The sequence below is a fragment of the uncultured Sphingomonas sp. genome, assembly GCF_913062585.1.
In the GTDB taxonomy this organism is placed as follows: Bacteria; Pseudomonadota; Alphaproteobacteria; order Sphingomonadales; family Sphingomonadaceae; genus Sphingomonas.
In genome coordinates this window covers 1-25,017 of the sequence record NZ_CAJXWX010000015.1, presented here as the reverse complement: position 1 = coordinate 25,017, position 25,017 = coordinate 1, and the positions used below count along the sequence as shown (strand labels likewise).

19 protein-coding genes and 4 pseudogenes are annotated in these 25,017 nt (G+C 67.1%); 6 read left to right on the top strand and 17 right to left on the bottom strand.

Translation table 11 applies throughout. The features are described 5' to 3' along the window. Positions 1 to 11 precede the first annotated feature (11 nt). Genes QZ546_RS11200 through QZ546_RS11180 form a run of 5 tightly spaced genes read right to left on the bottom strand, consistent with a single transcriptional unit; the run spans position 12 to position 4,351 of the window. Entirely contained in the window at positions 12 to 638 is a 627-nt protein-coding gene (locus QZ546_RS11200; protein ID WP_294237288.1) for a DNA-binding response regulator, read from the bottom strand. Continuing rightward, on the bottom strand, positions 635 to 1,729 hold the full coding sequence (locus QZ546_RS11195) for a histidine kinase (protein WP_294237286.1): 1,095 nt from the start codon (positions 1,727 to 1,729) through the stop codon (positions 635 to 637). The genes QZ546_RS11200 and QZ546_RS11195 overlap by 4 nt, the downstream gene beginning before the upstream one ends. After that, the gene (locus QZ546_RS11190; RefSeq protein WP_294237283.1) at positions 1,726 to 2,496 is read right to left on the bottom strand and encodes an ABC transporter permease; all 771 of its coding nucleotides are present in this window, start codon (positions 2,494 to 2,496) and stop codon (positions 1,726 to 1,728) included. Before QZ546_RS11190 ends, QZ546_RS11195 begins: the two co-directional genes overlap by 4 nt. After that, positions 2,493 to 3,404 carry an ABC transporter ATP-binding protein gene (locus QZ546_RS11185; RefSeq protein WP_294237280.1) on the bottom strand — a complete coding sequence of 304 codons (912 nt, stop codon included), beginning with the start codon at positions 3,402 to 3,404 and terminating at the stop codon, positions 2,493 to 2,495. Before QZ546_RS11185 ends, QZ546_RS11190 begins: the two co-directional genes overlap by 4 nt. Continuing rightward, positions 3,401 to 4,351, bottom strand: coding sequence for an acyl-CoA thioester hydrolase/BAAT C-terminal domain-containing protein (locus QZ546_RS11180; protein ID WP_294237277.1), 951 nt, complete (start codon positions 4,349 to 4,351; stop codon positions 3,401 to 3,403). The genes QZ546_RS11185 and QZ546_RS11180 overlap by 4 nt, the downstream gene beginning before the upstream one ends. A 137-nt stretch (positions 4,352 to 4,488) precedes the next feature. Here QZ546_RS11180 and QZ546_RS11175 point away from each other — a divergent pair, with 137 nt between their 5' ends. After that, the gene (locus tag QZ546_RS11175) at positions 4,489 to 5,700 is read left to right on the top strand and encodes an FAD-dependent monooxygenase (protein ID WP_294237275.1); all 1,212 of its coding nucleotides are present in this window, start codon (positions 4,489 to 4,491) and stop codon (positions 5,698 to 5,700) included. After that, on the top strand, positions 5,697 to 6,185 hold the full coding sequence (locus tag QZ546_RS11170; protein WP_294237272.1) for a DUF427 domain-containing protein: 489 nt from the start codon (positions 5,697 to 5,699) through the stop codon (positions 6,183 to 6,185). The genes QZ546_RS11175 and QZ546_RS11170 overlap by 4 nt, the downstream gene beginning before the upstream one ends. Positions 6,186 to 6,191: 6 nt before the next feature. Here the strand turns inward: QZ546_RS11170 and QZ546_RS11165 are convergent, their stop codons facing one another. Further along, complete coding sequence (locus tag QZ546_RS11165; protein ID WP_294237270.1) at positions 6,192 to 6,965, bottom strand: SDR family oxidoreductase; 774 nt, start codon at positions 6,963 to 6,965, stop codon at positions 6,192 to 6,194. Between the two features lie 218 nt (positions 6,966 to 7,183). On the opposite strand from QZ546_RS11165, the gene QZ546_RS11160 reads away from it, so the two are divergent. Beyond that, positions 7,184 to 8,659 carry an EAL domain-containing protein gene (locus QZ546_RS11160; RefSeq protein WP_294237267.1) on the top strand — a complete coding sequence of 492 codons (1,476 nt, stop codon included), beginning with the start codon at positions 7,184 to 7,186 and terminating at the stop codon, positions 8,657 to 8,659. Here QZ546_RS11160 and QZ546_RS11155 read toward each other — a convergent pair. The 7 genes and pseudogenes from QZ546_RS11155 to QZ546_RS11125 all read right to left on the bottom strand — a co-directional run. After that, a pseudogene (locus tag QZ546_RS11155) lies at positions 8,643 to 8,876 on the bottom strand (hypothetical protein); the annotation flags it as partial. The gene QZ546_RS11160 and the pseudogene QZ546_RS11155 overlap by 17 nt on opposite strands. A gap of 177 nt (positions 8,877 to 9,053) precedes the next feature. Next, positions 9,054 to 9,798 (bottom strand): annotated as a pseudogene (locus tag QZ546_RS11150) (IS5 family transposase); the annotation flags it as partial. 290 nt (positions 9,799 to 10,088) lie between these two features. Then, positions 10,089 to 11,426: an MmgE/PrpD family protein gene (locus tag QZ546_RS11145; RefSeq protein ID WP_294237265.1), complete on the bottom strand. Its 1,338-nt coding sequence runs from the start codon at positions 11,424 to 11,426 to the stop codon at positions 10,089 to 10,091. Next, positions 11,423 to 12,529, bottom strand: coding sequence for a hypothetical protein (locus tag QZ546_RS11140; RefSeq protein ID WP_294237261.1), 1,107 nt, complete (start codon positions 12,527 to 12,529; stop codon positions 11,423 to 11,425). The genes QZ546_RS11145 and QZ546_RS11140 overlap by 4 nt, the downstream gene beginning before the upstream one ends. 6 nt (positions 12,530 to 12,535) lie before the next feature. Next, positions 12,536 to 13,855: an NCS2 family permease gene (locus QZ546_RS11135; protein ID WP_294237258.1), complete on the bottom strand. Its 1,320-nt coding sequence runs from the start codon at positions 13,853 to 13,855 to the stop codon at positions 12,536 to 12,538. Then, on the bottom strand, positions 13,852 to 14,943 hold the full coding sequence (locus tag QZ546_RS11130) for a nucleoside hydrolase (protein WP_294237255.1): 1,092 nt from the start codon (positions 14,941 to 14,943) through the stop codon (positions 13,852 to 13,854). Before QZ546_RS11130 ends, QZ546_RS11135 begins: the two co-directional genes overlap by 4 nt. Beyond that, positions 14,943 to 17,948, bottom strand: a complete 3,006-nt coding sequence (locus QZ546_RS11125; protein ID WP_294237253.1) for a TonB-dependent receptor — start codon at positions 17,946 to 17,948, stop codon at positions 14,943 to 14,945. Before QZ546_RS11125 ends, QZ546_RS11130 begins: the two co-directional genes overlap by 1 nt. A 274-nt stretch (positions 17,949 to 18,222) precedes the next feature. Here QZ546_RS11125 and QZ546_RS11120 point away from each other — a divergent pair, with 274 nt between their 5' ends. After that, entirely contained in the window at positions 18,223 to 19,203 is a 981-nt protein-coding gene (locus tag QZ546_RS11120) for a LysR family transcriptional regulator (protein ID WP_294237250.1), read from the top strand. A 480-nt stretch (positions 19,204 to 19,683) separates the two neighbouring features. Here QZ546_RS11120 and QZ546_RS11115 read toward each other — a convergent pair. Both QZ546_RS11115 and QZ546_RS11110 read right to left on the bottom strand, forming a co-directional pair. Next, positions 19,684 to 20,892 (bottom strand): annotated as a pseudogene (locus tag QZ546_RS11115) (IS3 family transposase). 61 nt (positions 20,893 to 20,953) lie between these two features. Beyond that, positions 20,954 to 21,661, bottom strand: coding sequence for an aminotransferase class I/II-fold pyridoxal phosphate-dependent enzyme (locus QZ546_RS11110; protein WP_294237247.1), 708 nt, complete (start codon positions 21,659 to 21,661; stop codon positions 20,954 to 20,956). Positions 21,662 to 21,757: 96 nt separating this feature from the next. Here QZ546_RS11110 and QZ546_RS11105 point away from each other — a divergent pair, with 96 nt between their 5' ends. Together QZ546_RS11105 and QZ546_RS11100 are read left to right on the top strand one after the other, a co-directional pair. Beyond that, positions 21,758 to 22,444 (top strand): pyridoxamine 5'-phosphate oxidase family protein, encoded by a 687-nt coding sequence (locus QZ546_RS11105; protein ID WP_294237245.1) that lies wholly within the window; start codon positions 21,758 to 21,760, stop codon positions 22,442 to 22,444. Beyond that, positions 22,441 to 23,127, top strand: coding sequence for a GNAT family protein (locus QZ546_RS11100; protein ID WP_294237242.1), 687 nt, complete (start codon positions 22,441 to 22,443; stop codon positions 23,125 to 23,127). Before QZ546_RS11105 ends, QZ546_RS11100 begins: the two co-directional genes overlap by 4 nt. A gap of 216 nt (positions 23,128 to 23,343) precedes the next feature. Here QZ546_RS11100 and QZ546_RS11095 read toward each other — a convergent pair whose 3' ends face one another. After that, positions 23,344 to 24,375: a purine nucleoside permease gene (locus tag QZ546_RS11095; RefSeq protein WP_294237239.1), complete on the bottom strand. Its 1,032-nt coding sequence runs from the start codon at positions 24,373 to 24,375 to the stop codon at positions 23,344 to 23,346. A 543-nt stretch (positions 24,376 to 24,918) separates the two neighbouring features. Continuing rightward, positions 24,919 to 25,017, bottom strand: a pseudogene (locus tag QZ546_RS11090) (IS5/IS1182 family transposase); the annotation flags it as partial.

Sequence of the window (25,017 nt, the reverse complement as noted above, 5' to 3'; positions counted from 1 at the left end):
TGGCGGCGCCCTCAAAGCCAACCATTGGCCCGCGCCATCCGCCCCGCCTCGATCCGGTTGGCGGCCCCCAGCTTGGCGGCGGCATCGGACAGGTAGTTGCGGACGGTGCCGGGCGACAGGCCCAGGCGGCGGGCGATGTCCTTGTTCGACAGCCCTTCCTCGGCCAGGCGCAGCGTGTCGCGCTCGCGATCGGTCAGCGGATCGTCGCCGACCTCCCACGCCGCCGCTGCCAGATGCGCTGGGATGGCGCGGCCTCCGCCCGCGACGCTACGGATCGCGGCGGCCAGATCGTCGACCGGTGCGTCCTTCAGCAGATAGCCGCGTACCCCGGCCGCTCGTGCGCGGGCGAGATAGCCGGGGCGGGCGAAGGTCGTGACGATGACGACCGCCGTGCCCGGCATCTCCTTCGACACGATCTGCGCCAGGTCCAGGCCGGTCCGTCCCGGCATCTCGATATCGGTCAGCAATATGTCGGGGCGCAGTTGCCGCACCAGATCGAGCGCGGCATCGCCATCGGCGGCCCGGCCGATAATCGCAAAATCCGGCTCCAGTGCCAGCAACGCCGCGATCGCGCCGAGCACCATCACTTGGTCCTCGGCGATGACGATACGGATGGGGTCGGGGCGGATGGATGTCATGCGGGCACTCGCGCCTCGATCCGGGTGCCGGGACGGGTGGTGGAGAGCGCCAGCGCACCGCCCGCCGCGACCAGCCGCTGGCGCATACCGGTCAGGCCGTTGCCTTCGCGAAAGGACAGGCCACTGCCGTCATCCTCGACCACCAGCATCGCGTCCTCCGGCCCCATGGCGACCGCGATGGCGCAGCGATGGGCACCGGCATGACGGATCACGTTGGTCACCGCCTCGCGCAGGGTCATGGCCAGCACCGCGCCCGCATTGGCGGGAATATCGGCGGGATCGCCCGTCAGCGTCGCTGTCACCCCTGCCGTCCGCAGCGCGGCGAGCGAGGCGGCGGCCTCCTGCACCAGCCCGCCGCCCGCCTGGCCCGCCAGTGCGGCGCGAACCTCGGCCAGCCCGGCGCGTGCCGCCGCCGCGATCTCGCCGATCTCGGCACGGGCGCTATCGGTATCGCGGTCGAGCATCCGTGTCGCCAGATCGGCCTTCAGCGCGACCAGCGTCAGGGTGCGGCCGACCACGTCGTGAAGGTCGCGCGCGATCCGCTCGCGCTCGGCCATGCCCGCGAGGCGGCGTACCTCCTCCTGCGTCGCGATCAGCGCCTGGGTGCGTTCGTAGAAAGCCTGACGCGAGATGGTGGCGCCACCGGTCATCGCGACCAGCAAGACGCCCGGCAGCCACCACAGCAGCGGCTGGCCCTGAAGCAGCCCGGTCGCGGCGGTCAGCGCGGCGATGACGATCAGCCCTCGGATCGCGGCCCGCCGGGGCGACAGGGTGCCCATCTCGGCCGCGCCATAGATGGAAAAGGTCGTCCACCCGACCGGCAGCGGCGAGAGCGCGATGCCGATCGCCGTGATCGCCATGCAGGCGGCGATCAGGCGCGGCCCCCTGACCCGGTGCGCCAGTGCATAGAGCGGCAGGAACACGGCCATCGCCAGCAGCGTCCACAGGATCGTCGCCGCTTTGGGCGACGCCCAAAGCCAGGGCAGCGGCACGAAGATCAGATAGATCAGCCAGGGCCAGGGGCCATCCCACCACCGCTCGCCCGCCGTTCGCATGACCGGCTTTTCGCCGAGCAGGGCCCGGCCGGTCAAGCAGGGCTCTTTCGCCAGCCGGTCCAGGCCCAGGCGATGGCCGCCGCCGTCATCGCCGCCACCGCGAACAGGTGGCCGCCGGGCGTCCCGATCGTGTCGACACCGATGATCGCGCGTGCCAGCTGGCCCAGATGATAGGAGGGCGTGACCTCTCCCAGCGAACGCATCCAGCCGGGCAGCATCGCGCTGGGGATCCACAGCCCGCCCAGCACCGACCCGCCCAGGAACAGCGCATTGGCGATCGCCACCGCGCCCTTGCCGCTCATCCGCATTCCCATGCCGAAGCCGATCAGCGCGAATGGGATGGCGGACCCCAGATGCAGCAAGGTCAGCGCGACCCAGGTCTCCGCGGACAGCCGCACGCCCGCCAAGATCGCCAGCGCGTCGATCAGCGCCAGGGCCAGCGCGGTCGTGACGACCGAGGCGACCAGCTTGGCGACGACATAGGCCCCGGCGGGCATGGGCGAGACGCGCTTCAGCTCGATCAATCCCTGCTCGCGCTCCATCGCGACGCCCGCGCCAAAGCCGAACAGGGCCGGGCCCGTGGCGGCGAACACGCCATATCCGGCCAGCGTCGCGGCGGCGAAGGCGGGCGATGGCGACTTGGCGACCGCCAGCGTGAAGAGGCCGTAAAAGGCCGCGGGCGTCAGCACGGTCGGCAACAGGAATTGCGGCAGGCGCGCGGTGCGCTTCAGCTCGGCGACGACTTCCCGATACCAGATGCCCGAGGGCGGCCTATATATCGGGGACAGGGTGGCGGCGGTCATGCGGCGATCCTTTCCTGCCCAGCGGCGAGTAGCGCCGCGATCGCGTCCTCCAGCGTGGCGTCGGCGATGCGCAGATCGGTGAGCGCCGGATCGACGTCGAGCAGCGCCCGCGCGGTCGCGACCGCGTCCGCCGTGACGATGCGCAGGTCTGCACCTTCCCGATCACCCTCTCGGGCGGCGGGCAGATGTGCGGCGACGGCGGTGGTCAGCGTACTGCGGCAGCGGATCACCGAACCGCCCGCCCTTGCGCGGATCGCGGCGGAGGTATCGTCGGCGACGATCCGTCCGGCGTCCATCACCACGATCCGGTCGGCCAGCGCATCCGCCTCTGCCAGATCATGGCTGGTCAGCAATATCGCCGCGCCCTCATCGGCGAGGGTGCGGACGGTACTCCACAGCGCCCGGGCCGCACCGCGATCCATCGCGGCGGTCGGTTCGTCCAGGACGAGCAGGTCGGGCCGTCCACAGATCGCCAGCGCATAATGGACGCGCCGTGCCTGTCCGCCCGACAGCGCGGCGCAGCGCCGTTCCGCCAGATCGCTCAGCCCGGCCAGCGCCAGCGTCTCGGCCAGCGGGCGCGGATCGGGATAATAGCCGGACTGGAGCGTCACCACCTCCGCGACGGTCAGCACATCGGGCAACCCTGCGCTTTGCAGCATGACGCCCATTCGCCGCCGCGCGGCGGGGCGCCGGGGATCGAGCCCGAACAGCGTCGCCGCACCGTCATCGGGCGCGATCCGCCCGGTCAGCAGCGAGACCGAGGTGGTCTTGCCCGCACCATTGGGGCCGAGCAGCGCGGTCACTTCCCCTGCGCGCACGCCCAGGTCCAGTCCGGCCAGCACCGGGCGACCGCCCAGCCGCTTCGACACGCGGGTCAGCCGCGCGACATCGCCGAGATGGTCGGTCATCGCGCCTCTCCCGGCCGGAGCACCCGGTCGAGCGCGGCCAGCACCTTGGTCCAGCTGTCGGTCCGTGCGGCGATCACGCCGTCCGTCGTGCCGCCCAGGCTTGCCAGCCGCGCCGCATCGGGACTGCCTGTGTCAACCGGCGTTCCGAAGACGAAATGCCCGGCATCGGCATAGGACAGCACCGTGACGCCCGGTCGATATTGCGCCTGTCGCAATCGCGCCTCGACGGCATGGGCCATGGGGCAGGCGGGCCAGAGCGTGTCGGCTTCGCCGCACACCAGGATGATCGCCGCGCGGCTGCGCTCCACCGGAATGGTGCCGAGCGCGCCCTTGGCCGGGTCGGCCAGCCCATCGGCGTAGAGCGCGTGAATGCCCTTCCACGCGCCGGTCCAGCCATAGGGGGTGAAGGGCACCGGCTGTCCGCCTTCGGTCCAGGAGGATTCGGTGACCATTTCGGCACCGCCGATCCCCGGCCAGACGACGCTTGACGGCGCGGCCATGACGGCGATCTTCAGGTCTGGTCGGCGCGACGCGACCAGCAATGCGGCCTCGGCGCCCTTGGAGGTGCCGATGATGCCGATCCGGTCGGCCGCGACCTCGGGCCGGGCCTTCAGCCAGTCGAGCGCATGGGTGAAGGTTTCGATCGGAATGGATTTCAGCGCGGGCGGCTGTCCGGGGCTGCCGAAATAGCTCAGTTGCAGCACGACATAGCCATGCGCGGCCAGCGCCGCTGCTTCCCGCGCGGTCGCCTGGCCCAGCCCGCCCTCCGACCCGCCGAGCAGCAGGATCGCGGGCGCCCGGCCGGTCCGGTCGGGCAGATACAGGTTGCCGATCAGGTCGGGCTGGCGGATCGGGCGCGGGGCGATGGCGATCGCCTCGGGCGGGACGATCGGCGGTAGCGTCGCGATTGGAAGGGCGGCGGCGAGCGCCAGGGCGGTCAGAAGCATCGGTCGATCCCCCGATTGAAGATACGCCTCTTGTGCTTCGCCATGGCCTCACGCGGCAGTGACATATGTCATGGCCGCATCCCGTCCCTCGTCACTTTTCCTTCGCCCGGCGTTATGCTGCCAAAGGAGACGAACGCGTGTCGACCAGGGTTCTGATCACCGGCGCCAGCATCGCGGGCAACGCCTTGGCCTGGTGGCTCAGCCGCGCCGGATATGAGGTGGCGGTGGTCGAACGCGCCCCCGCCTTTCGCGATGGCGGGCAGAATGTCGATGTGCGCGGCGCGGGACGATCGGTGCTGCGCGAGATGGGGCTGGAGGCGGCGGCGCTGGCGGCGGGCACCGGCGAGAAGGGCACCGCCTGGATCGACGGGCGCGGACGGATCGCCGCGCGGTTCCTGACCGCCGAGCTGGGCCAGGACGGGCCGACGGCGGAAATGGAGATCCTGCGCGGCGATCTGGCCCAGCTGTTGTTCGAGGCGGCGCGGGGCACGGCCCGCTATCGCTTCGGCGACCATGTGGTGGCGATCGACCAGCGCGACGACGTGGCGATCGTGCGTTTCGCGAGCGGCGCGACGGAGCGGTTCGATGCGGTACTGGTGGCCGAGGGCGTGGGCTCGGCGACGCGCGAACTGGTCTTTCCGGGCGAGAACCGGCCGCGCTGGATGCACATGACCATGGCCTATTTCACCATCCCGCGTGTCGCCGAGGATGACCGGCTCTGGCGCTGGTATCATGCACCGGGCGGGCGCAGCGTGTCGCTCCGCCCCGATCGGCATGGCACGACCCGCGCGATGTTGTGCGTGCAGAAGCCGCCCGAAGGCGAACAGGATTGGGATGTCGCGCGGCAAAAAACATGGCTGCGCGAAACCTTTGCCGATGTCGGTTGGCAGGGGCCCCGCGTGCTGGCGGGCATGGCGGACACGTCCGACTTTTATTTCGACGTGCTCCGCCAGGTACGAATGCCGCGCTGGTCGAAGGGCAGGGTGGCGCTGTGCGGCGATGCGGCGTGGTGCGTCACGCCGCTGGGCGGCGTCGGCGCGACGCTCGCCGTGACGGGCGCGCGGGTGCTGGCGGGCGAGATGATCCGCGCGGCATCGCTCGGCACGGCCTTCGGTGCCTATGACAAGGCGATGCGGCCGATGGTCGACAAGGCGCAGGGCATCCCGCGTTTCGTCCCCCGGCTGGCGAACCCGCATAGCCGGACCGGCATCCATATCCTCCATGCGATACTGTCACTCACCAGCCAGCCGATCGTCGCCCGGGCCGCCGCCCGGCTGTTCGGCGGAGGCGACGCGCACGAGCCCGACCTGTCGCGCTACACCCCGCAATCCGAAAGCATGGCCCGATGAAGCCCGATCCCGTCGCCCCCGGTCAGGAAAGCGTCTGGTCCTATCCGCGTCCCGCCATTGCCGAGCGGAGCGACCGCCATATCCGCATCGAGCATCGCGGCATCCTTCTCGCCGACAGCCGCGCAGCGGTCCGCACGCTGGAGACCAGCCATCCACCCAGCTGGTACCTGCCGCCCGCCGATATCGTGCCCGGCGTGCTGCGCCCGTCCGACCGGCGATCCTTTTGCGAGTGGAAGGGGCAGGCGGTCTATTGGCATGTCGAAATCGGCGGCCAGCTGCTGCGCGATGTGGCGTGGAGCTATCCCAATCCCACGCCCGCTTTCGCGATCCTGCGCGACCATGTCGCATTCTACGCCGCGCCGCTCGACCGGTGCAGCGTGGATGGCGAGACGGTGCGGCCCCAGCCGGGCGGCTTTTACGGCGGCTGGATCACCGCCGATCTGGCCGGGCCGTTCAAGGGCGGCCCCGGCAGCATGGGCTGGTAGGCGGAGTCAAGCGCCGCCCGCTTCCCGCTGGCGCGCGGCGCGTTCGGTCAGCGTCTTCAGCGTTTCGTCGAACCGCCCCTCGCGCTCCGCCTGGCGCAGGAACTGGACTTCGTCGACCAGGATTTCGGAAGGGGTGGGCGACTGGGCGAACTGCGCCACGACCGCATCGGCAAAGGCGTCGAGCGGCATATAGCCGGGGCGGTTGGCCTGGCCCGGGGTCAGGTCAGTCTGCACGCCCGGCGGTGCTACTTCGATCACCTCCACCTTGCCTGCCAGCTGGGTGCGCAGCGACACGGTATAGGAATGGATCGCTGCCTTGGTCGCCGAATAGGTCGGGGTCGCGACCAGTGGCACGAAGGCCAGGCCCGAGGTCACGTTGACGATGGCCGCATCCGGCTGTGCCGTCAGATGCTCGATCAGCGCGTTCGTCAGCCGGATCGGTCCCAGCAAGTTGGTGGTCAGCGTGGCTTCGGCATCCGACAGGTCACGCCGCCGGGTCAGGTCCTCGAACCGCATGATCCCGGCATTGTTGAAAAGCACGTTGAGTGCGGGGAAGTCGGCGACGACCTTTGCGGCAAAGGCGTCGACCGCCGCGCCGTCCTCGACGTCCAGCGTGACGACATGGATGCGATCCCGTCCCCTGGCTGCGGCCTCCAGCGCATCGCGGCGACGCCCCGCGATGATGACCGTGTCGCCCCGATCATGGAAACGATGCGCCAGCGCTTCCCCGATACCGCTGCCACCGCCGGTCATCAGGATGGTGTTGCCACTGGTCTTCATGGTCGCAAGGCTCCGGAGCTATGGTGTTGTCACCAAGGGAAAATGCTCTTGGCACATGATCGTTCACCGCCCCGAGGCAACCGGACGGGTCGGCACAGGTTGCCCTCCTCCTGTCCTACCCCATTGCGCGGGCCATGGAGTCCTATCGTTCGATCCAGATCGGGTTGGTGATCGCCGGGGTCGTCTGGCTCGTCCTCATCGTCCTGGGCACCCGGCGGTTGGCGGGCGGCATCGCGAAGCCGATCGCGGCCCTGGATGCGGCGGCCCGGCTGCTCGAAAATGGGGAGCGGCATGAGGTCGAGGTGGTCAGCCAGGACGAGGTCGGGCGGCTGGCGTCATCATTCAATCGCATGTCGCTGGGCATCAAGGAGCGCGAGCAGCGCATCTCGCATCTGGCATTCCATGACGGCCTGACCGACCTGCCGAACCGGGCCTTCTTTCAACAGACGCTCGACCAGGCGGTGGCGCGCGCGCAGCGGCTGGGCGAGGAGGTCGCGGTCCTGTGCCTGGACCTGGATGGCTTCAAAGGTGTCAACGACACGCTGGGCCACCCGGTCGGCGATGCGCTTCTGCGCGATGTCGGCCAGTTGCTGTTGCGGTTGGCGGACGGCGCGATGGTCGCACGACTGGGCGGAGACGAGTTCGCGATCATCATTGGCGTAGAGGCCCATTCCGAACGCCCCCGGCGGCTGGCACAGGCAATTGTGAAGGCGCTGGCCGAGCCGTGGGACGTGGGCGGTCACACGACCGTCGTCGGCGCAAGTGTCGGTATCGCCATGTTCCCGACCGACGGTCGCGACGGCATGACCCTGCTGAAGAATGCGGACCTGGCGCTGTACCGGGCCAAGTCCGATGGGCGTGGCGGTTTCCGCTTCTTCGAGCAATCGTTGGACGAGGCCGCGCGACGACGTCGTCAGATCGAGACGGATTTGCGCGTCGCGATCCGGTCCGGCGATCTCCGCCTGTATTTCCAGCCGATCGTCGCGGGCGACAATGGCGCGATCAAGGGGTTCGAAGCGCTGCTGCGGTGGCCGCACCCTCAGCAGGGCCATATTTCGCCGGCCGATTTCATCCCTATCGCCGAAGAATGCGGCTTGATCCTCCAGATTGGCGAATGGGTGATGCATGAAGCTTGCCGGATCGCGGCGGCATGGCCGACGCATATCCGCATCGCGGTCAATGTCTCGCCGCTTCAGTTCCGCGCGCAAGGCTTCAGCGCGATCGTGCTCCAAGCCCTCTCCAAAAGCGGCCTGGCTCCGGAGCGGTTGGAAATCGAGATCACGGAATCGGTCTTTTTGGATGGCGAGTCCAACGTCCTGCAAATCCTCCACATGCTCAAGGCGCTCGGGGTGCGAATAGCGCTGGACGACTTCGGAACGGGATATTCCTCGCTTAGCTATTTGCGGTCCTTCCCATTCGACAAGATCAAGATCGATCGCTCGTTCGTCACCAACGTGGCCAACGATGCCAGCGCCGCTGCCATCGTCAAAGCGATCGTCGACCTCGCCACCGCGCTGAAGATGGATACGACGGCAGAAGGGGTCGAAGACGATCGACAGTTCGCTCAACTTCGCAAGAATGGATGCACGACGCTGCAGGGCTATCTGTTCAGTCGTCCTGTCGATGAGATGAGAGCGATGAAATTATTGTCGCAAACTGATGGCGGCGAGCAGAAACTTAGAGCATTGGGTTGATAAGATAGGCGTGGCTTGCGTAGGGGGTCGTTCCCTGCATCTGGTGGATCGGATAGACGATGAACCGGTCTGGCTCTGACGTCGAGATCTTGGTGATGTATTCGTAGGGTGTGAGGCCGATGAGAGTTTTGAGCTGGCGAGCGAAGTTGTAGGCAGCCATGAAGTCGGCGAGGTGCGTTCGGAGCTGGTCATGGCTCTGATAACCGAACCGTGAAACCCGCCTTGCGCGCCGTGACGTCGCCGACGCGCATGAGGCGTCGTGGCCCCCGCTGGTGCGGTGCTTCCGGCATCCGAGCGGCGTTATTCGGGTGATCGCTTTGCACTGCGCACTGTTGGCTGCATTGTTTCGGCCCATGCTGAAAATCGTCGTGCTAAGGCTGAGACTCCAGCAGAGCCAGAAGGCGAGCGCGGTTGCGACGGCGACGCCGGACAGGAAGTTGGCGGCGAGTTTGTCATAGCGGGTGGCGACACGGCGGAGGTCCTTAAGACGGCAGAACGCGTTCTCGATAAGGTGGCGGGCGCGGTACCTGTCCTTGTCGTAGCGGATTGTGCGTTTGCGGTTTCGTCGCCCCGCAATGACGGGAACGGCTCCAGCGTCACGGAGCGAGCGGCGCAGCCGGTCGGCATCGTAGCCTTTGTCAGAAAGGAGGTAACACATGCGGCCGGCCCGTTCGAGAAGCACAGGTGCCGCTTTCACGTCGCTGATGTTGCCGGCCGTCAGCATCAGGACATAGGGGCGGCCGATAACATCGGTAGCGCGTGAATCTTGGTCGTCCATCCGCCGCGCGAGCGACCGATCGCCTGGATATGGCGCGCCCTTTTCCGCCAAATGCCGCGCGTTGTGCCTTGATGTAGGGGCTGTCGATCGCTGTGCTCTTTGCAACCACGCCAGCATCCACCAGCGCGTCGAGCAGCTTGAGCCAGAAGCCACGGCGTGACCAGCGGTTGAACCGGTTGCAGATCGTCGTGGATGGCCCGTAATCGACCGGGCAATCGCACCAGCGGCAGCCAACCTTCAGCACGTGCACCATGCCCGAGATTACCCACCGGTCGTCAACCCGCCGGGCACCGGGCTGGTTCCTGGGTAAATGCGGCTCGATCGCCGCCCACGCTTCATCCGACAACCAGAACAGCGCTATGCGTCACTCCTCCTGATTCATGCCCCGGTGAATCAGGAAAATCAGCATCCCTCAAGGGGCTGATTGGGTTTCGACCCTAATGGGTGTCCGAAGTTGGAACTCGGAAGATGACACCTGAATGTCCTGATGTGGGTCAAGACCTGCTGGGACTGTTTGCGTCGAAAACCGCCGCTCGTGCTGTTCTATGCGGCCCATCGGCATTGCGCCCAACTTTATCGTTCGGCGTGTCGCCGACGATTCCTGGAATCGGTTGTTCGGCCACATCTTGCAATCGCGTTCGGGCGCGGACGTCACCGGGGCGGCGACACCATCGCCAGCAAGGCCGTCACCGACTGCGCTTCGAAGCGGTCGATTGCCGCGCGCAGGCGTCCGGCGGCGGCGGCGCCGATCCGCGGCGCGACGAGCGCGTCGAACTTGGCGGCGAGCCGAGGCGCCGCGACGCCGGGCGTCAGGCGCTGGGCGGCCATGTCGTGCATGGCACGGAGCGTCCGGCCGTCGCCGAGGTCGATCTCGACCGCGGTCATGTCCTCCGGCCAGTCGCCGGATGCCAGTATGACGGTGACACGGTCGTGCAGGCGACGGATCGCCGCATCCGCGACGATTGTGTCCGCATGGGTGCGGATATCGCCGGTAGGGCGGCCGGCCAGCGCCAGCGCGGCGTTGAAGCGCAGGCTGAACTTGGCGGCATGGCCGTCCTGCGGTTCGGACAGGTTGCACATCGCATTGAGTGACGGATGCACCGTCAGTCGCACCGCCCGAACGTCGTCCGCGGCAAAGCCATGCTCATGCCGCAACGCGCCGATCGCCTCCAGCGTACCATGCACCCCGAAGCAGGCGGCATGGAATTTGAAGCGATTGTCGCGCAGGTGATAGCCGGTCCAGACGGGCGCCGTCGCCGGCCAGCCATCGCCGAGCGTGTCGGCGAAACCCTGCCGCGCCTCCAGCATGGTCGCGCAGCCGGTGATGCCGCGCTCGGCGCGTAGCGCGGCGAGCAGACCGGCCTCCGCCGCCCGGCCGGCATGCATCGGCTTCGCCATCGTGCCGAACTGCGCCTTCAGGCCCGCGGCCATCGATGCGGCCAGCCCTAGCGCGCGTGCCTGTCCCGCATCGTCGAGGCCAAGCGCATGAGCGCACCCCATTGCCGCGCCCAGCGCCCCGATCGTGCCGGTCGCGTGGAAGCCGCGGGCGTAATGCGGCCCACTGATCGCCGCACCGATCATCCCCGCGGCCTCATACCCCGCCACGAATCCCCGCAGCACCGCTGCGCCGTCCAGCGCCCGCATCTCGGCCAGCGCCAGCAGCGGTGGCAGCAGCACGGTCGTGGGATGGACGTGCATCGCGAGGTTCACGTCGTCATAGTCGAGCGCATGGCCGGCGACGCCATGTACCAGTGCCGCCTGGCGCCCGCTGAACCGGTGCCCCGCACCCAGGATCGTCGCGACCGGCGTCGCCCCTTCTTCGTGTACCTCCGCCAGCAACAGCCGGGTAACCGGCTCTTGCTGGCCGGCGATGGCAAGCCCGAACCAGTCGAGCATGCAGAGCTTCGCCATCGCTTGGACGTCGGGCGGCACGTTCGCCGCCGCGGCGGTGCTCAGGCGGACGACCGCGGCGGTCGCACCTCCGGTCACGCGAGGTCCGTCGCGGCCGCCGCAGCGTCGAAGTCGTGCGCGAAGTCCGCCTGCCACCGGTCCCTTTGTGCCGGCGTGGCCCAGCTTCCCGCGATGCCGTTGAGCATCATGGCGCGCAACGCCGCCAGATCGAAGCCGAGGTGCGAATACATCAGCTCCCACGCCCCGGCCGGTGTGACGTTGTGCAACGTCGGGTCGTCGGTATTGGGGTGCAGCCGCAGCCCCAGCTCGGCCATGCGGCGGATCGGGTGATCCAGCGCCCAGCGCTCGCGCGGCAGCGTGCGCAGATACCAGCTATTGGTCGGGACGATGGTGAACACCGTGCCCGCCTCGGCGTAGCGTTGCGCCAGCGCCGGATTGTCGACGATCGTATAGCCATGGTCGATCCGGTCGACCCCCAGCCGATCGACCGCCGTTTCGACATTGGTCCATGGCTCCCCGAACTCACCGGCATGGGCGGTGGCGCGCAGGCCGGACTCCCGGGCGAGCGTATAGGCTTCGATGAACCGTTCGGGCGGGTTGTCGGTTTCGCGATAATCGATGCCGATCCCCGCAACGCGCGGGTCGCGATGCGCGACCATCGCGGTCACCATGTCGAGCGCGGCCTCCGCGCCCGCCTCGCGGTCGATGCTGGGGATCAGCAGCGACGAGATGCCATGATCCGCCTCGGCCCGCGTCATGCCGGCGAAGATGGCCGCCTGCATCTCGGCATAGGCCAGGCCCTGGTCGCGCATGCTGGCGGTCGGGTTCCAGAAGAACTCCGCGTGCCGGACATTCTCCGCCGCCGCATCCGCCAGATATTCATAGGCGATGCGCTCGAACGCCTCGGGCTCCAGCAGCAGATGCCGTTCCAGCGTGCGCAGGACATGGAGCACACCGACCGGCTTCTCGCCGCGGGTGTAGAAGCCGGCGATCTCGTCGGGCGTCACCGGGGCGCGGTGGCGTGCGGCGAGCTCGGCGAAGGTGTCGTGGCGGACTGCGCCCAGCAGATGGCAGTGCAGTTCCACCTTGGGGATGGCACGGAAGAAGGCGCGCTGCTCGGGCGAGACGGGACGGCCGATGGGGCTCTCGGGAACGTTCCCGAGCTGGGCAGGCTGAGGCATGAGGGGTCAATGTCCGGTGGCGGCAGTGTAGAAATAATAGCCCAGCGGGATGCTGAGGACGATCAGGCCGAGCGGCAGCTCGCGAACCCGCCCGGCCAGCAGCATGACCAGAACATGCGCGAGCAGCCCACCGGCGATACCGGTGCCGAAGCTGTTGGAGATCAGCGTCAGCAGCACCATCGCCATCGCGGGCAACTGGTCGAGCGCATCGCCCTGGTGCGCGCGGGCCAGCGTGCCGAACATCGAGATGCCGATGAGGATCAGCGCCGGCGCGGTGGCGGCACGGGGGATCGCCATCGCGACCGGCAGCAGCGCCAGGGTCATGAGGAAGCAGAGCGCGGCGACCAGTGGCGTCAGCCCGGTCCGCCCGCCCGCCTCGACCCCGGCGGCGGATTCGACCAGCGCGGTGCCGGCGGGAATGCCGATCAGCGGGCCGACGGTCGCCGCGATCGAATCGATCAGGAACGGCCGCTCGATTCCGGGCAGGTTGCCCTCGTCATCGGTCAGCCCGGCCTTGGCGCCGATCGCCAGCGTCGTGCCCAGCGTCGAGAAGAATTCGCCCGCAAAGAAGGCGAACATATAGGGCAGCGCGGCGAGCGTCAGCGCCCCGACCGGATCGAGCCGGAAGGCGACCGGCGCGATGCCGTGCGGCAGCGAGACAGCGCCGTGCAGCGTGGTCAGCCCATAGGGAATGCCCGCCAGCGCGGCGGCGGCGATGCCGGCAAGGATCGCCCCCGGCACGCGCCGCGCCTGCAAGGCGACCGCAACGGCCAGCCCGATCAACGCGACGATCGGGCCGGGGGCGGCGAAATCGCCCAGCGCCAGCGCATTCGACCGGGCGTTGACCGCCACCATGCCGGCGTCGCGGCATCCCAGCAACGCGATGAACAGGCCGATCGACGCCCCCAGCCCCAGCTTGATCTGCGGGGGGATCATCCGAACCACCAGTTCGCGCGCGCCGGTAAGCGTCAGGGCAAGGAACGCCAGACCCGAGCATAATGCGATGCCCAGCCCGACCGGCCAGGGCACGCCCTCCACCTGCGCCAGCGTCACGCCGAGGATCGCCGATCCGCCGATGCCGGGACCGACCAGGAAGGGCAGGTTGGCATAGAGCCCCATCGCCGCGCTGCCGCCCGCGAGCAGCAGGATCGCGGCGGTGGTGGCGGCGCCCCGATCCATGCCGCCGCTCGACAACAGCGACGGGATGACGACGATCAGATAGGCCGCGGCGAGGAAGCTGGTCAGCCCTGCCATCGCTTCGCGCGCGGGCGTGGTGCCTCGGGCGGCAAGGTCGAAGCGATGCTCCAGCAGGCGGGCAACGCTCATCGCCCGGCCTGTTCGACGAAGCGGCGGGTAAAGCGTTGGGCGTCGATCGCCCGCACCAGATGCACCTCGCGCGTCCCGGCGGGGGCCATGTCCGGCTTCCAGATCAACGGCTGGCCATAGCTGGCGCTGCGCTGCGTCTCGACGTCGAGATGCGCGACGACGTCTTCGGTGACGATGCTCGGGTCGATGGCGACGGCGACGGTGATCTCGTCCCACAGCGGCTGGCCCAGGCGGGCGTAGCGCTTCACATAGTCGCCTACCGGCTTGCCCGAGGCGGCGATACGGTCGGCGAGTTCGGGCGTCATCTTGACGCTGGACGATACGTTGCCGACCGCGGTGATCCGTTTCCACGGTGCGGTCAGGACGATGTGCGCGGCCTCCGGATCGAACAGGAAGTTGAAATCGGTGGCATAATCGGTGTTGCCCGTCGCGCGGCCGAAGCCGGTATCGACCTTGCCCGCCTCGATCACGATGCCCTTGGCGAGATCCGCCAGATCGGGGGCGATGCGCAGTGCAAGCGCGATGTTGGTCAGGGGGCCCGCCGCGACGATCGTCACCTCCCCCGGATGCGCGCGGACGGTGCGGATCAGCGCGGTGACGGCATCGTCTGCCGCCGGCTTCAGCGCGGGCGTGCCTTCCGGCATCGGCGGTATCAGCCTGGGCTGATCGGGGTGATAGCTGCGGCCCGGTCGCGGCGCGTTCCAGGCACCCTTGAACGGCACCTTGCCGAACGCCGCCTCCCAATTGGCCATTTCCGCAGGCGTGCGCAGCAACGGCATCTCGGCCCCGGCATGAACCTTGACGTCGGAGCGCCGCGCGATTTCGAGGAAGCGCAACAGATGCTGCACCTCCTCGGTCAGCCAGGCATCGCCGGTGACGACGCCCACGCCGTCCAGCACGACCCGCTCGTCGCGCAACAACGGGATCATCGCCTGGATATTGCTCTGGCCGGGACCGAGAAAGTCGTTGTCGAAGAAGATGCGGACCGGTCCCGCGGATGCCGGCTGCTGCGCGGTGGTGGCAGGCGCCGACAGGGCGGCGACCAGCGCCGCCCCCATGCCCACCAGCCGACGCCTGACGCCGCGCATCAGAACCGCGCGCTCACGCCGGCGAACACATAGCGGCCGAGCGCATCGTAAATGCCCGCATAGAAGGGACCGTTGCTCACCTGGCCGGTGCCGGTGCTGGCGGTCAGCGGCGGATCCTTGTCGAACACGTTGTTCACTCCCAGCCGCAGCGTGTAGCGGCGCGCGACGGCGATCGACACGCCCAGGTCGAGATAATCCATGGTCGGCAGGTATTTGTCATAGGCGTAATAGGTGCCGCTCAGATAGGGCGCGCTGCTCGACCGGTCATTGCGCACTTCGCTGAGGTGCCGCCAGGTGGCCGAGAGTGCCACGCCGTCAGGCAGCGTATAGGTGACGAGCACACGGTGCCGCCACTTGGGGATCGGCACGCCGCAGGTCACGCCGAAATAGCCGTCGCAGCGATAGGGTGGCGATCCCGGCAGGATCTGCGTCTCGTATTTGCGCGTCGACGTGCCAGCCGCATTGATCGTCAGGCGGCCCGGATTGCCGCCGAAGATGTCGGCGAGATTCTGGTCGGCGGCGACCGACAGGTCGATGCCGCTGGTCTTCAGATAGCCCGAATTGATGCTGGTGGTGGTCACGAAGCCGCCCGTCACCAGCGATCCCGTCGCCGGGTTGCGGCGGATCAGGTCGCAGAACACGCCCTGCGTGATGCACTGGTTCAGCGTGATGCCCGCGGGCACCGTGGTGATGAGTTTCTTGACGTCGATGTCGAAATAGTCGGCGGTCATCGTGATGCCGCGCAGCCAGCGCGGGGTAAGCTGCACGCCGAACGACGTGGTGTTGCTGGTTTCCGGTTCCAGCCGCGGATTGCCGCCGATCAGCGCGCCCGACTGCTGCCCCGCGGCGGGCGCGATCAGGCCATATTGCGTCGCGGTGACGCCGCTCTGGGCGCATTGCGCGGCGGTCGCGCGCGGGGTGGTGCCTTCGCAAGGGTCCGAGATGCTGGCCGTCACCTGCCGCTGCGGACCGAACAGCTCGACCAGATTGGGCGCCCGCACCGCGCGCTGGTAACTGCCGCGGAAGCGGATGTCGCTGACCGGCGACCAGTCGGCGCCGGCCTTGTATGCCCAGGTGTTTCCGGCCGTGCTATAGCTGGAATAGCGCACGCCGCCCTCGACGTTCAGGCTGCGGACGAACGGCTTGTCCTCGACCAGCGGCACGCGGACCTCGCCATAGACTTCCTTCACGTCGAACGATCCGGCGATCGGAAACTCGCCACCCGAATTGCCGGCGACGTCGCGGCTCGAATAGAATTGGTCGGGCGTGAAGCGGATTTCCTCGCGGCGATATTCCGCACCGATCGCGACGCCGACACCGTGGCTGGCGAACGGGCTCGTGACGCCCAGATTGCCGGTCAACGACGCGCTGGCGATCGCTTCCTCGGTATAGCCGGTGCGGGTCACGGTGTTCTGGACGTAGTTCAGCGCGTCCGGCGTGATGCCGCCGATCGCGAAGATGTTGATCGGTACGCACGACGGATTGGTCGCCGCCGATTCGCACACGATCTGCCCATTGCCGTTGGTGACGGCGCGAAGCGCGTTGCGGAAGCGGGCCAGCGAATAATCGTTGATCAGGCGCGAATCGTAATTGGTCCGGCCATACTGACCGTAAATGTCATAATGCCAGTTTGACGACACGTCGCCGCGCAGGCCGAGCACGCCGCGATAGCTTTCATGGTTGGTGTAATCGTGGCGCGACCCGCCTGCGGCATTGCGCAGCGAGACGATCACCGTCGCGCTTTGCGCATTGGTCAGGCCGACCGAGGTGCAGATCTGGTTGCGCTCCGACGCCGACAGAAAGGGATTGGAGCAATTGACGCTGAACGGCACCGAAAAGGTCGCGGTCGGCGACAGGCGGATGTCCGCTTCGTCGCGCATGAACATGAATTCACCATAGGCTTCGGCGGCGTCGGAGAATTTGTAGTTGGCGAACAGGTCGGCATTGATGCGCTTGTCCGGCGCCTGCAGGTCGTAGGTGTTGCCGTTGTTGAAGCCGTCCGAACTGCGATAGGCGCGCAGGCTGTTGCCGGTTGCCGAATCCAGCGTGAAGCTGCCACGCACTGCGCCGGTCACGGGGTTGGTCAACTGGAATTGCGCGGGCGAGGTCGCGCTCGACAGCGAACAGGCATAGCCGGCGGCGGTCGCATTGAGGTTGCAGCTCGAAAAGTCGCGCGCGGCGGTGCCGACGCCGTCGATCGAGCGATAGCCGACAAAGGCGGTGACGTTGCCGCGGCCGCCGGCAAAGTTCTTGCCGAACGTCAGCGATACGCTCTGCTGGCCGCCGTCCTTGTTGTCGCCGCTATAAGGAGCGACGCCGGCGGCGCGCGCGACGCTGCTGATCGGATTGTCGTTGGTGTGGGTGAACAGGCCGGCGGTGGCGTCGAGCTGGAGGCCGTCGAAGTCGCGCTTCAGAATGAAGTTGACGACGCCGGCCAGGGCGTCCGAGCCATAGACGGCGGAGGCGCCGCCGGTGACGATGTCGACGCGTTGGATCAGCGCCGCCGGCACGTTGTTGATGTCGGCGGCCTGCGCCGCGCCGCGGGCGGGGTCGCCCTGCATCAATCGGCGACCGTCGATCAGCACCAGCGTGCGCTGGTTGCCCAGGTTGCGCAGGTTTATCGTCGCGGTGCCGCTGGCGCCGACCGTGCCGCCGCGATTGCCGCCCCCCTGATCCGCATAGGCCTGGGGAAGGGTGTTGATCAGGTCCTCCACCCGCGTTGCGCCACGCGCGCTGATCTCGGCGCCGGACACGGTGTTGATCGGGCTGACGCTGGTCGCATTCGGGGTGCGGATGCGCGATCCGGTGACGACGATATCGTTCGCGGGCGGTGCGGCATCGGGGGCGTCAGAGGCTGACGCGACCTGCTGCGCAGTATCCTGCTGCCGGGCGTCCTGGGCCGCGGCGGGCAGCGCCACGCCAAGGGCGGCGAGCAACGCGCTGGTCGATACGGTCAGGCGGCTCATGCCGCGGGTCGAGGTCAGGAAAACGGAACGGTTCAACATCGGCGGCGCCCCCACATGACTCGCCAGCCGGCACCGCATGGCACCGTCTCGCGCGTGTTACCGGCCGCAGGCGGGTTCTCCCGCTCGACGGCCACTCATGTCCACCTGCATTGCCCTGGCTGGTCCGCCGCTTGTCGCGGCCGGGTGTCATCCCCCCGTCCTCCGTGATCCTCTCAGGGGGATTCATCGGACGACGGGGGCAGGATAATGGGTCGGTCAGCAATCGCTATGATTTTCATCCTATCTGCTTATCATCATTCCTTATGACCGACGGGTGGCAGCCGAGGAGATGATGGCGATGCGGGCGGATCAACTGGCGACGCGCCTCCAGGCGCTGTCGTTGCGGCAGTTGCGCAGTTTCGCCGCGGTGGCGCGGTTCGGCAGCTTCAGTCGTGCAGCGGCCGACCTGGCGGTGACGCAACCCGCGCTCAGCGCGACGATCCGTCAGATGGAGGGGCGGCTGGAGATCGTGCTGTTCGACCGCACCACCCATGCGGTCGCGCTGAGCGAGGCGGGCCGCGCCATGCTGCCGCATGTCGAGCGGCTGCTCACCACTGCTGGCCATGCCTTCGTCGACATGCGCGCGGCGCTGACGCACCAGCGGCCGGCGATCCGCATCGGCGTGATGCCGTCGGCCATGGCGATGGTGGCGCAGGCGGTCGCGGCGCTCGACGCGGACGACGCGGCGCCGGACGTGCACCTGTCGGACGGGCGCAGCGACGAGCTGGTGCAGGGGCTGCGCGAGGCGCGGCTCGACATGATCGTCAGCGCGGCATCGGCCGCCGACGCGCCGTTCGACCGGCACCTGCTGGTGGAGGACGACCTGTTGCTCGTCGCCAGCGACGCGCATCCGCTCGCCCGCCGCGACGCCCAGCCCTGGCGTGCGCTGGCGGCGTCGCAGATCGTGCATTTCGCCGGCGGCAGCATCGGCGAACTCGCCGCCGCCGCGCTGCTGCCCTACGGCCTCGCCGCCTCGCCGCGCTATCGCGTCGACCACGTCGAATCGCTCTACGGGTTGGTGCGCAGCGGGCTCGCCGTCGGCATCTTGCCGCGCCTCTACACCCATATGGTGCACCATCAGGACGGCATCCGCCTGATCCGCCTCGTCGCGCCGGTCATCACCCGCAAGATCATGCTGCTGAGCCGCCCGACACTGGGCGCCGAGCACCCCTTGGCGGCTGACTACGCCCTGCGCCTGCATGCCCGGCTGGCCGCGGCACCGGGAGCCGCGGCCCCGGACTCGGCGGAATACTGATGTAGGCTAAAGCGAAAGCCGGCTTAGCCTTCTGGGCGGTTTTGTCACCGGGAACGGGTCGCAACGATACAGGTGGCGGCCATGTCCCTTTGGCAGCACGTCCAGATACCCCCGACGGTCCGCCCTGTCGAAGCGGCGGCTCACGATCCTCGCATAGGCGGCCGAGTGGCTTCCGCGCGCCGACGATCCCGCGCGGATGTCGGTCGCTGTCGCCGATCTTGGCATCGAGACAGGCACGGAGAGGTGTTTGATGTGTAAAGATAGGCAGTTCGCTGAATATGGTTGTCGCACTCTTCGCTGATGGGATAACGAGCGCAGAAGCGGCCTTTGCGCCTGGGCATGCTTCACCTTTGCTGCGACCAGGCAAACGAAGCACGAGATCCCCATTGCCGCCGATCCTGGCCGCCTCTGTACCGGGCGTTGGCTGAGGCGACGACGTCAGGTCGTTGTGCACATTGGCGGTGACGTGACCCCGGTCTTTCATCCAGCGGCAACCAGAGACCGACCGGTGTTGTCGCGCATGGGCGCAGGTGAAGCAACGGGCGGGGTTAACCCCGCCCGTTGCTGTTCGAGCCCGGCAGCGAAGGCTGCCGGAGTGGCGTAGCCGAGCGACGAGTGCGGTCGCTCGGTGTTGTAGTCGTCGACGCAGCGGGCGAGGATCGAGCGGGCCTGACCGATGGTGAAGAACAGCGTCTCGTTGAGCAGCTCGTCGCGGATGCGACCGTTGAAGCTCTCGACGAACCCATTCTGTGTGGGCTTGCCCGGCGCGATGTAATGCCATTCGACGCCTGCATCGCCTGACCAGGCGAGCACCGCGTTCGACGTCAGTCCGGTCCCGTTGTCGCTGACGATCATCTTCGGCTTGCCCCGCTCGGCGATCAGATCGTTCAACTCGCGCACGACCCGCCGGCCCGAGATCGAGGTGTCTACCACCGCTCGGAGGCATTCGCGTGTCACGTCGTCGACGATGTTGAGCACGCGGAACCGCCGGCCGGTGACGAACTGGTCGTGCACAAAGTCCAGGCTCCAGCGCTGGTTGGGAAGCGCCAGCACCGGCGCGGGCGCCCGTGCGCCAACCGCGCGCCTCCGTCTCTTCCGGCGCCTGACCGTCAGTCATGCCGGGTCATCGATCCCCCGGATCGATGCCTGTTCCGGCACGATCCTCGCGGTAGAGCCGCTGGGTCTTCTTGCGGTTGATCGTGATCCCGTCCCGGCGCAGCAGGATGTGCAGACGCCGATAGCCGAACCGCCGGCGCTGCTGCGCCAGCTCACGCAAACGCGACCGCAGGTCGCCATCATCTGCCCGGCAGGAGCGATACCGCATGCTCGTGCGATCCGCTCCGACAACCGCACATGCCCGCCGCTCGCTCATCCCCAACGTCGCCTGGAGATGCGCGACCGCTTGTCGCTTCGCGGCGGGCGTCACCACTTTTTTGACAGCAGGTCTTTCAACCCCGCATTGTCCAGCATCGTGTCCGCGAGCAGCCGCTTGAGCCGGGCATTCTCATCCTCGAGCGACCGCAACCGCTTTGCGTCAGATACCTCCAGGCCGCCGAACTTCGCCTTCCATGCATAGTAGGTCGCGCTCGACATGCCGTGCTTGCGGCATAGCTCCGTCACCACCGCACCCGCCTCGGCCTCCTTCAAAATGCCGATGATCTGCTCTTCCGAAAACTGCTTCCGCTTCATTCCGTCCGTCCCTTCAAGGGCCGGTCTCTAGTTCCAAGTGGATGAAGAAACGGGGCGCATGTCACCGGATCGTCATGCCCTCCGCATCGCAGGGACGCGGCACGATCGCGGCGCCTGCCGCAGCAAAGATGTCGCGGGCAGTGCGATACCCCGGTTCCTCCAGCCAAGCGGTCTGGCCAGGAGCCGGCAGCAGCACCCGCGCGAGCAGCGCCAGGATGGCCGCCGTCGACGGCTTGATGACGACCTGTTCGGGATCGGCCAGCACGGCCCGTGCCCGCGTGACATGATCGACGATCGCCTGCCGCAACGCCGGCAAACCGTTCTCATCGCGGTAGCCGAGGTCATGGATATGCAGATGGCGCGCACGGGCGCTCAGGCAGCGGGACCATCCCTCGTGCGGGAAGCTGTCGAGATCGGGCAGGCCCGGCCGGAACGGCAGGAACCGTTCCGGCTCCGGTTCCGGCGGTGATAATCGCGGCAGCGGCGCTGCACGTGCACCGTCGAGAGCCGGCGGCAGGTCGGCCACCCGCATCGCCGACCCCGCCCGCCCGGTCACGAAGCCCTCCGCACGCAGCAACTCATAGCCCGCCACGACCGTCGATCGCGCCACCCCCAGCATCGCCGCCAACGCGCGCGAGGAGGGCAGGCGTTCGCCTCCCACGAGCTGCCCCGCCAACACCCGGTCGCGGATGGCAGCATGGATCTGCCGTTCCAGATGCCCGGCGCGGCGGTCGATCAGGATCCAGGTGGCAGGATATGTAGCGGCCATGCCTCCTTCAACTGGACTGCCGATCTTTGCGCAAGTGGCATTGGGCAGCGATCCGCTTTCCCGACATGGCAGTCCCGCGACAGGCAAGGGGGCCACATGACACCGACCGATCATTCATCCGACAAGGAAGCCTATCCGATCACCGAACGCAGCCGGGTGCGGCGTGGGCATCGCCGCGCGGACTATGCCGCCGGCACGGTCCATGCGGTGCTCGACGCCGCGCCGATCTGCCATGTCGGTTATGTCATCGATGGCGAGCCCTATGTCACGCCGACCATCCACTGGCGCGAGGGGGAACGGGTCTATTGGCACGGCTCCGCCGCCAGTCGCTTCCTGCGTCAGGCCGAAGGACAGCGCGTCTGCCTGACCGTCAGCCATATGGATGGCTATGTGCTGGCGCGGTCGGCCTTCAATCATTCGGTCAACTACCGCTCGGCGATGGTCTTCGGCATCGCGCGGGTCGTCGAGGAGCCAGACGCGATCGCCGACGCGCTGCGGCGGTTCACCGACGGCTTGTTCCCTGGTCGCTGGGAGACATTGCGGCCGATGACCACGCAGGAACTGAAGGCAACCAGTGTCCTGTACCTCGACATTGAGGAAGCCAGCGTGAAGGCACGGGCCGAGCCGCCCAGCGACGGCGATGAGGCGGCGCACCCGGTCTGGGCCGGGGTGCTGCCGATCCGCAGCGCCTTCGCTGCGCCCGAACCCGCCCCCGAACTGAGCGGGGATATCGTCTTTCCAGCAGGTCTTTCCGCCCTGCTCGCATCGGGGCGGCTAAGGTGACCGCCGGCCCCGCGCCGGATCGGACCGACGACCTGCCGCTCGGTGCCGTCGTCACCGGTGCGGCTCCGCCATTGCCGGGGTTCGATATCCATGCCGGTCGCGCCGTTACGCTCGAACCGCTCGGGATGGCGCACGCGGCCGATCTCTGGCGTGTCGCGCAAGGGGCGGATCGCTCCTTCACCTATCTGCGCTATGGGCCGTTCGCGACGGAGGAGGCGTTCGCCGCGCATGTCGCGGGATTGTCCGGGATCGGCCGGCAACCCTTCTTCGCCGTGATCCCGCGAGCCAGCGGAACGGCTGCGGGCTGGGCCTCCTTCTGTGATATCGCGCCGGACGATGCGGCCATCGAGATCGGCAGCATCTGGTTCTCACCCGTCCTGCAACGCACCCGCGCCGCGACCGAGGCGATATTTCTGATGATGAACCATGCCTACGCGCTCGGCTATCACCGGGTCGCCTGGCGCTGCAACGCCCTGAACGCAGCGTCTATCCGGGCCGCCAGCCGCTTCGGTTTCACCCATGAAGGGACATGGCGGTGTGACGGAATCGTGAAGGGCCGTCGTCGTGATACCGCGTGGTTCTCCCTCCTGGCGCCTGAGTGGCCTGCACAACGTGATCGTTTCACGGCCTGGCTCGACGACGACAATTTCGACGAGAATGGCGTCGCCAGAAACCCGCTGTGAGGGTGATCCAGCCTACCGGTGCTTTTTCATTGGAGCGGCGGCCGGCATAGCCGAGACATTCTCATTCGATCCCAATCGGGACGCTTTAACGGCGCGGTGACGGGGCGTCATGCGTGGTCGTGCCGCACCCATGACGTACCTGTCCCATGCGACATCCTTCCATTCCAACGAAAGGATCGCACCAGCAAACTGTAAGATCAAACACCTGGGCATGCCTTACCGAGAGGAGTTTTGCGGATCATTTGAGCTTGGATCGACGCTCGGTATATTTTTGGCATAGATGTCCCAGCGGGCGAGCAGTTCGTGGACGACAGGAACGCCAACGCGGTAATTGGCTTCGTAAGCTGCCATTTGTCCTGGCCCTTCATCACCGACACTGGCGATTGCCGACGTGCCGGGCGGCGGCATTGACGGATTGCTGCCCGTGCGCAGGACCATGACGCGTGCCGGATCCACCAGCTTGAGTTTCCCGCCAAGTTCGATGGCACCGGCCAATGTCTGGCTTTCCATATTGGTCATAGCGAACACACCCTTGTTATGCGTCCACAATTTGACCCAATCGCGCGCCCACTTGGTGCGCCCCGGACCATGCCAGTAGCGGCGCGACCCCAGCGTTTCACCCATTAGGACAAACGGCGGGCGCTGGGCGTTGGGATATCCTTTCCATGCGGCGCGCGCCTCACGAAGCGAGGGAGAATCGGGAATTGGGATCGAACGTGTCCGTTCAAATGCCCAGCGTGCCAATCCCTGGTTCAACTCGATCGCCATGCCCAGCCCAGACGTGTCGTCGCTTCCGCCAAAGCTGTTACCATTGGTCGGCAGCATATCGGGCCTGTCCGCACCAATCGCGAAAAGTCCATAGGGCCAAGATTTTGGCACTTCGCGATCGTCGAACTCGCGCAAAGTATCGCCCTGTACTACCCAGCGCGCCCATGCCGCGCTACCGACGGATGCAACGGCAGGATCGACACCCGAGATACCCGTGAACAGCCAATATGTCCTGGTGAAGTCGAAACGGGGGTCCATCAACAGACCGATCAATTGCTGGCCATTGTCGCTGAATAGGGTGCCGGTACCGCCCCAGACCATGCCGTAAAGTCCCTGCGCATTTCGTCGCAGGGGGTGTGTCGTACCCGGCAACGGGATGACTTCATCCAGATGTTCGCGTTCGGCCCATAATTGGAATTCGCCGGGAACGTCACCTGTGTCCTTCCCCGGCTCAAAATTTGCAACGACGATAACCTTCACCGGTATTCGCTGGTTCACGGGCAAGGAGGGTACCGACGGCTCCTGCGCCATTGCTGGCGTTAGCAGTGAGACAGCAAAGGCAAGGGAGATGATAGATGATCGAACGATAGATTGCATTGCTATGTCTCGCACTCTGGAAATCGGAAAACCTATAAAGTCGAATGCCCCGATTTAATTTGCAGAAATGGCCTAAGATTTGTGAAAATTTCGCGCAGCGCTTCCGGCGAAGGGTAATAATTAATCACCAAGCGCGCACATACAAACGCCATGAATTTGACGCGCCGTTGCAATAAATAGGTCGGCCTTGAATGAAGCGGCAGTGTAATCAAACCCTCCGTCCTCTATCCTAAACGGTAAGTGAGCGTCGTCGCGCGAACAGAGGTGCGGCAGCTTCGCAGAATGCCTCAGCGCCTGACTCTCACTGCGCCCGTCTTCGACAAGTATGACGCCGCGTCCTCATTACACTGAAGCGAGCCAAGTTGCCCACAAACGAACGGCCCGAGAGACGGCCGGGGCATTCCCATTAGGGTCAGGACTCGTTGATCATAGCCAGAAGATGACGGTTGCGGCGAGGGCGATGGCCGAGAAGAAGGCGGTGGGGCAGCGGTCGTAGCGGGTGGCGACGCGGCGCCAGTCTTTGAG

Coding starts and splice junctions, on each gene's coding strand:
- QZ546_RS11200 (WP_294237288.1), bottom strand. CDS start 638: ATGACATCCATCCGCCCCGACCCCATCCGTATCGTCATCGCCGAGGAC.
- QZ546_RS11140 (WP_294237261.1), bottom strand. CDS start 12,529: ATGCCTCAGCCTGCCCAGCTCGGGAACGTTCCCGAGAGCCCCATCGGC.
- QZ546_RS11190 (WP_294237283.1), bottom strand. CDS start 2,496: ATGACCGCCGCCACCCTGTCCCCGATATATAGGCCGCCCTCGGGCATC.
- QZ546_RS11135 (WP_294237258.1), bottom strand. CDS start 13,855: ATGAGCGTTGCCCGCCTGCTGGAGCATCGCTTCGACCTTGCCGCCCGA.
- QZ546_RS11165 (WP_294237270.1), bottom strand. CDS start 6,965: ATGAAGACCAGTGGCAACACCATCCTGATGACCGGCGGTGGCAGCGGT.
- QZ546_RS11170 (WP_294237272.1), top strand. CDS start 5,697: ATGAAGCCCGATCCCGTCGCCCCCGGTCAGGAAAGCGTCTGGTCCTAT.
- QZ546_RS11130 (WP_294237255.1), bottom strand. CDS start 14,943: ATGCGCGGCGTCAGGCGTCGGCTGGTGGGCATGGGGGCGGCGCTGGTC.
- QZ546_RS11125 (WP_294237253.1), bottom strand. CDS start 17,948: ATGTTGAACCGTTCCGTTTTCCTGACCTCGACCCGCGGCATGAGCCGC.
- QZ546_RS11110 (WP_294237247.1), bottom strand. CDS start 21,661: ATGGCCGCTACATATCCTGCCACCTGGATCCTGATCGACCGCCGCGCC.
- QZ546_RS11185 (WP_294237280.1), bottom strand. CDS start 3,404: ATGACCGACCATCTCGGCGATGTCGCGCGGCTGACCCGCGTGTCGAAG.
- QZ546_RS11105 (WP_294237245.1), top strand. CDS start 21,758: ATGACACCGACCGATCATTCATCCGACAAGGAAGCCTATCCGATCACC.
- QZ546_RS11180 (WP_294237277.1), bottom strand. CDS start 4,351: ATGCTTCTGACCGCCCTGGCGCTCGCCGCCGCCCTTCCAATCGCGACG.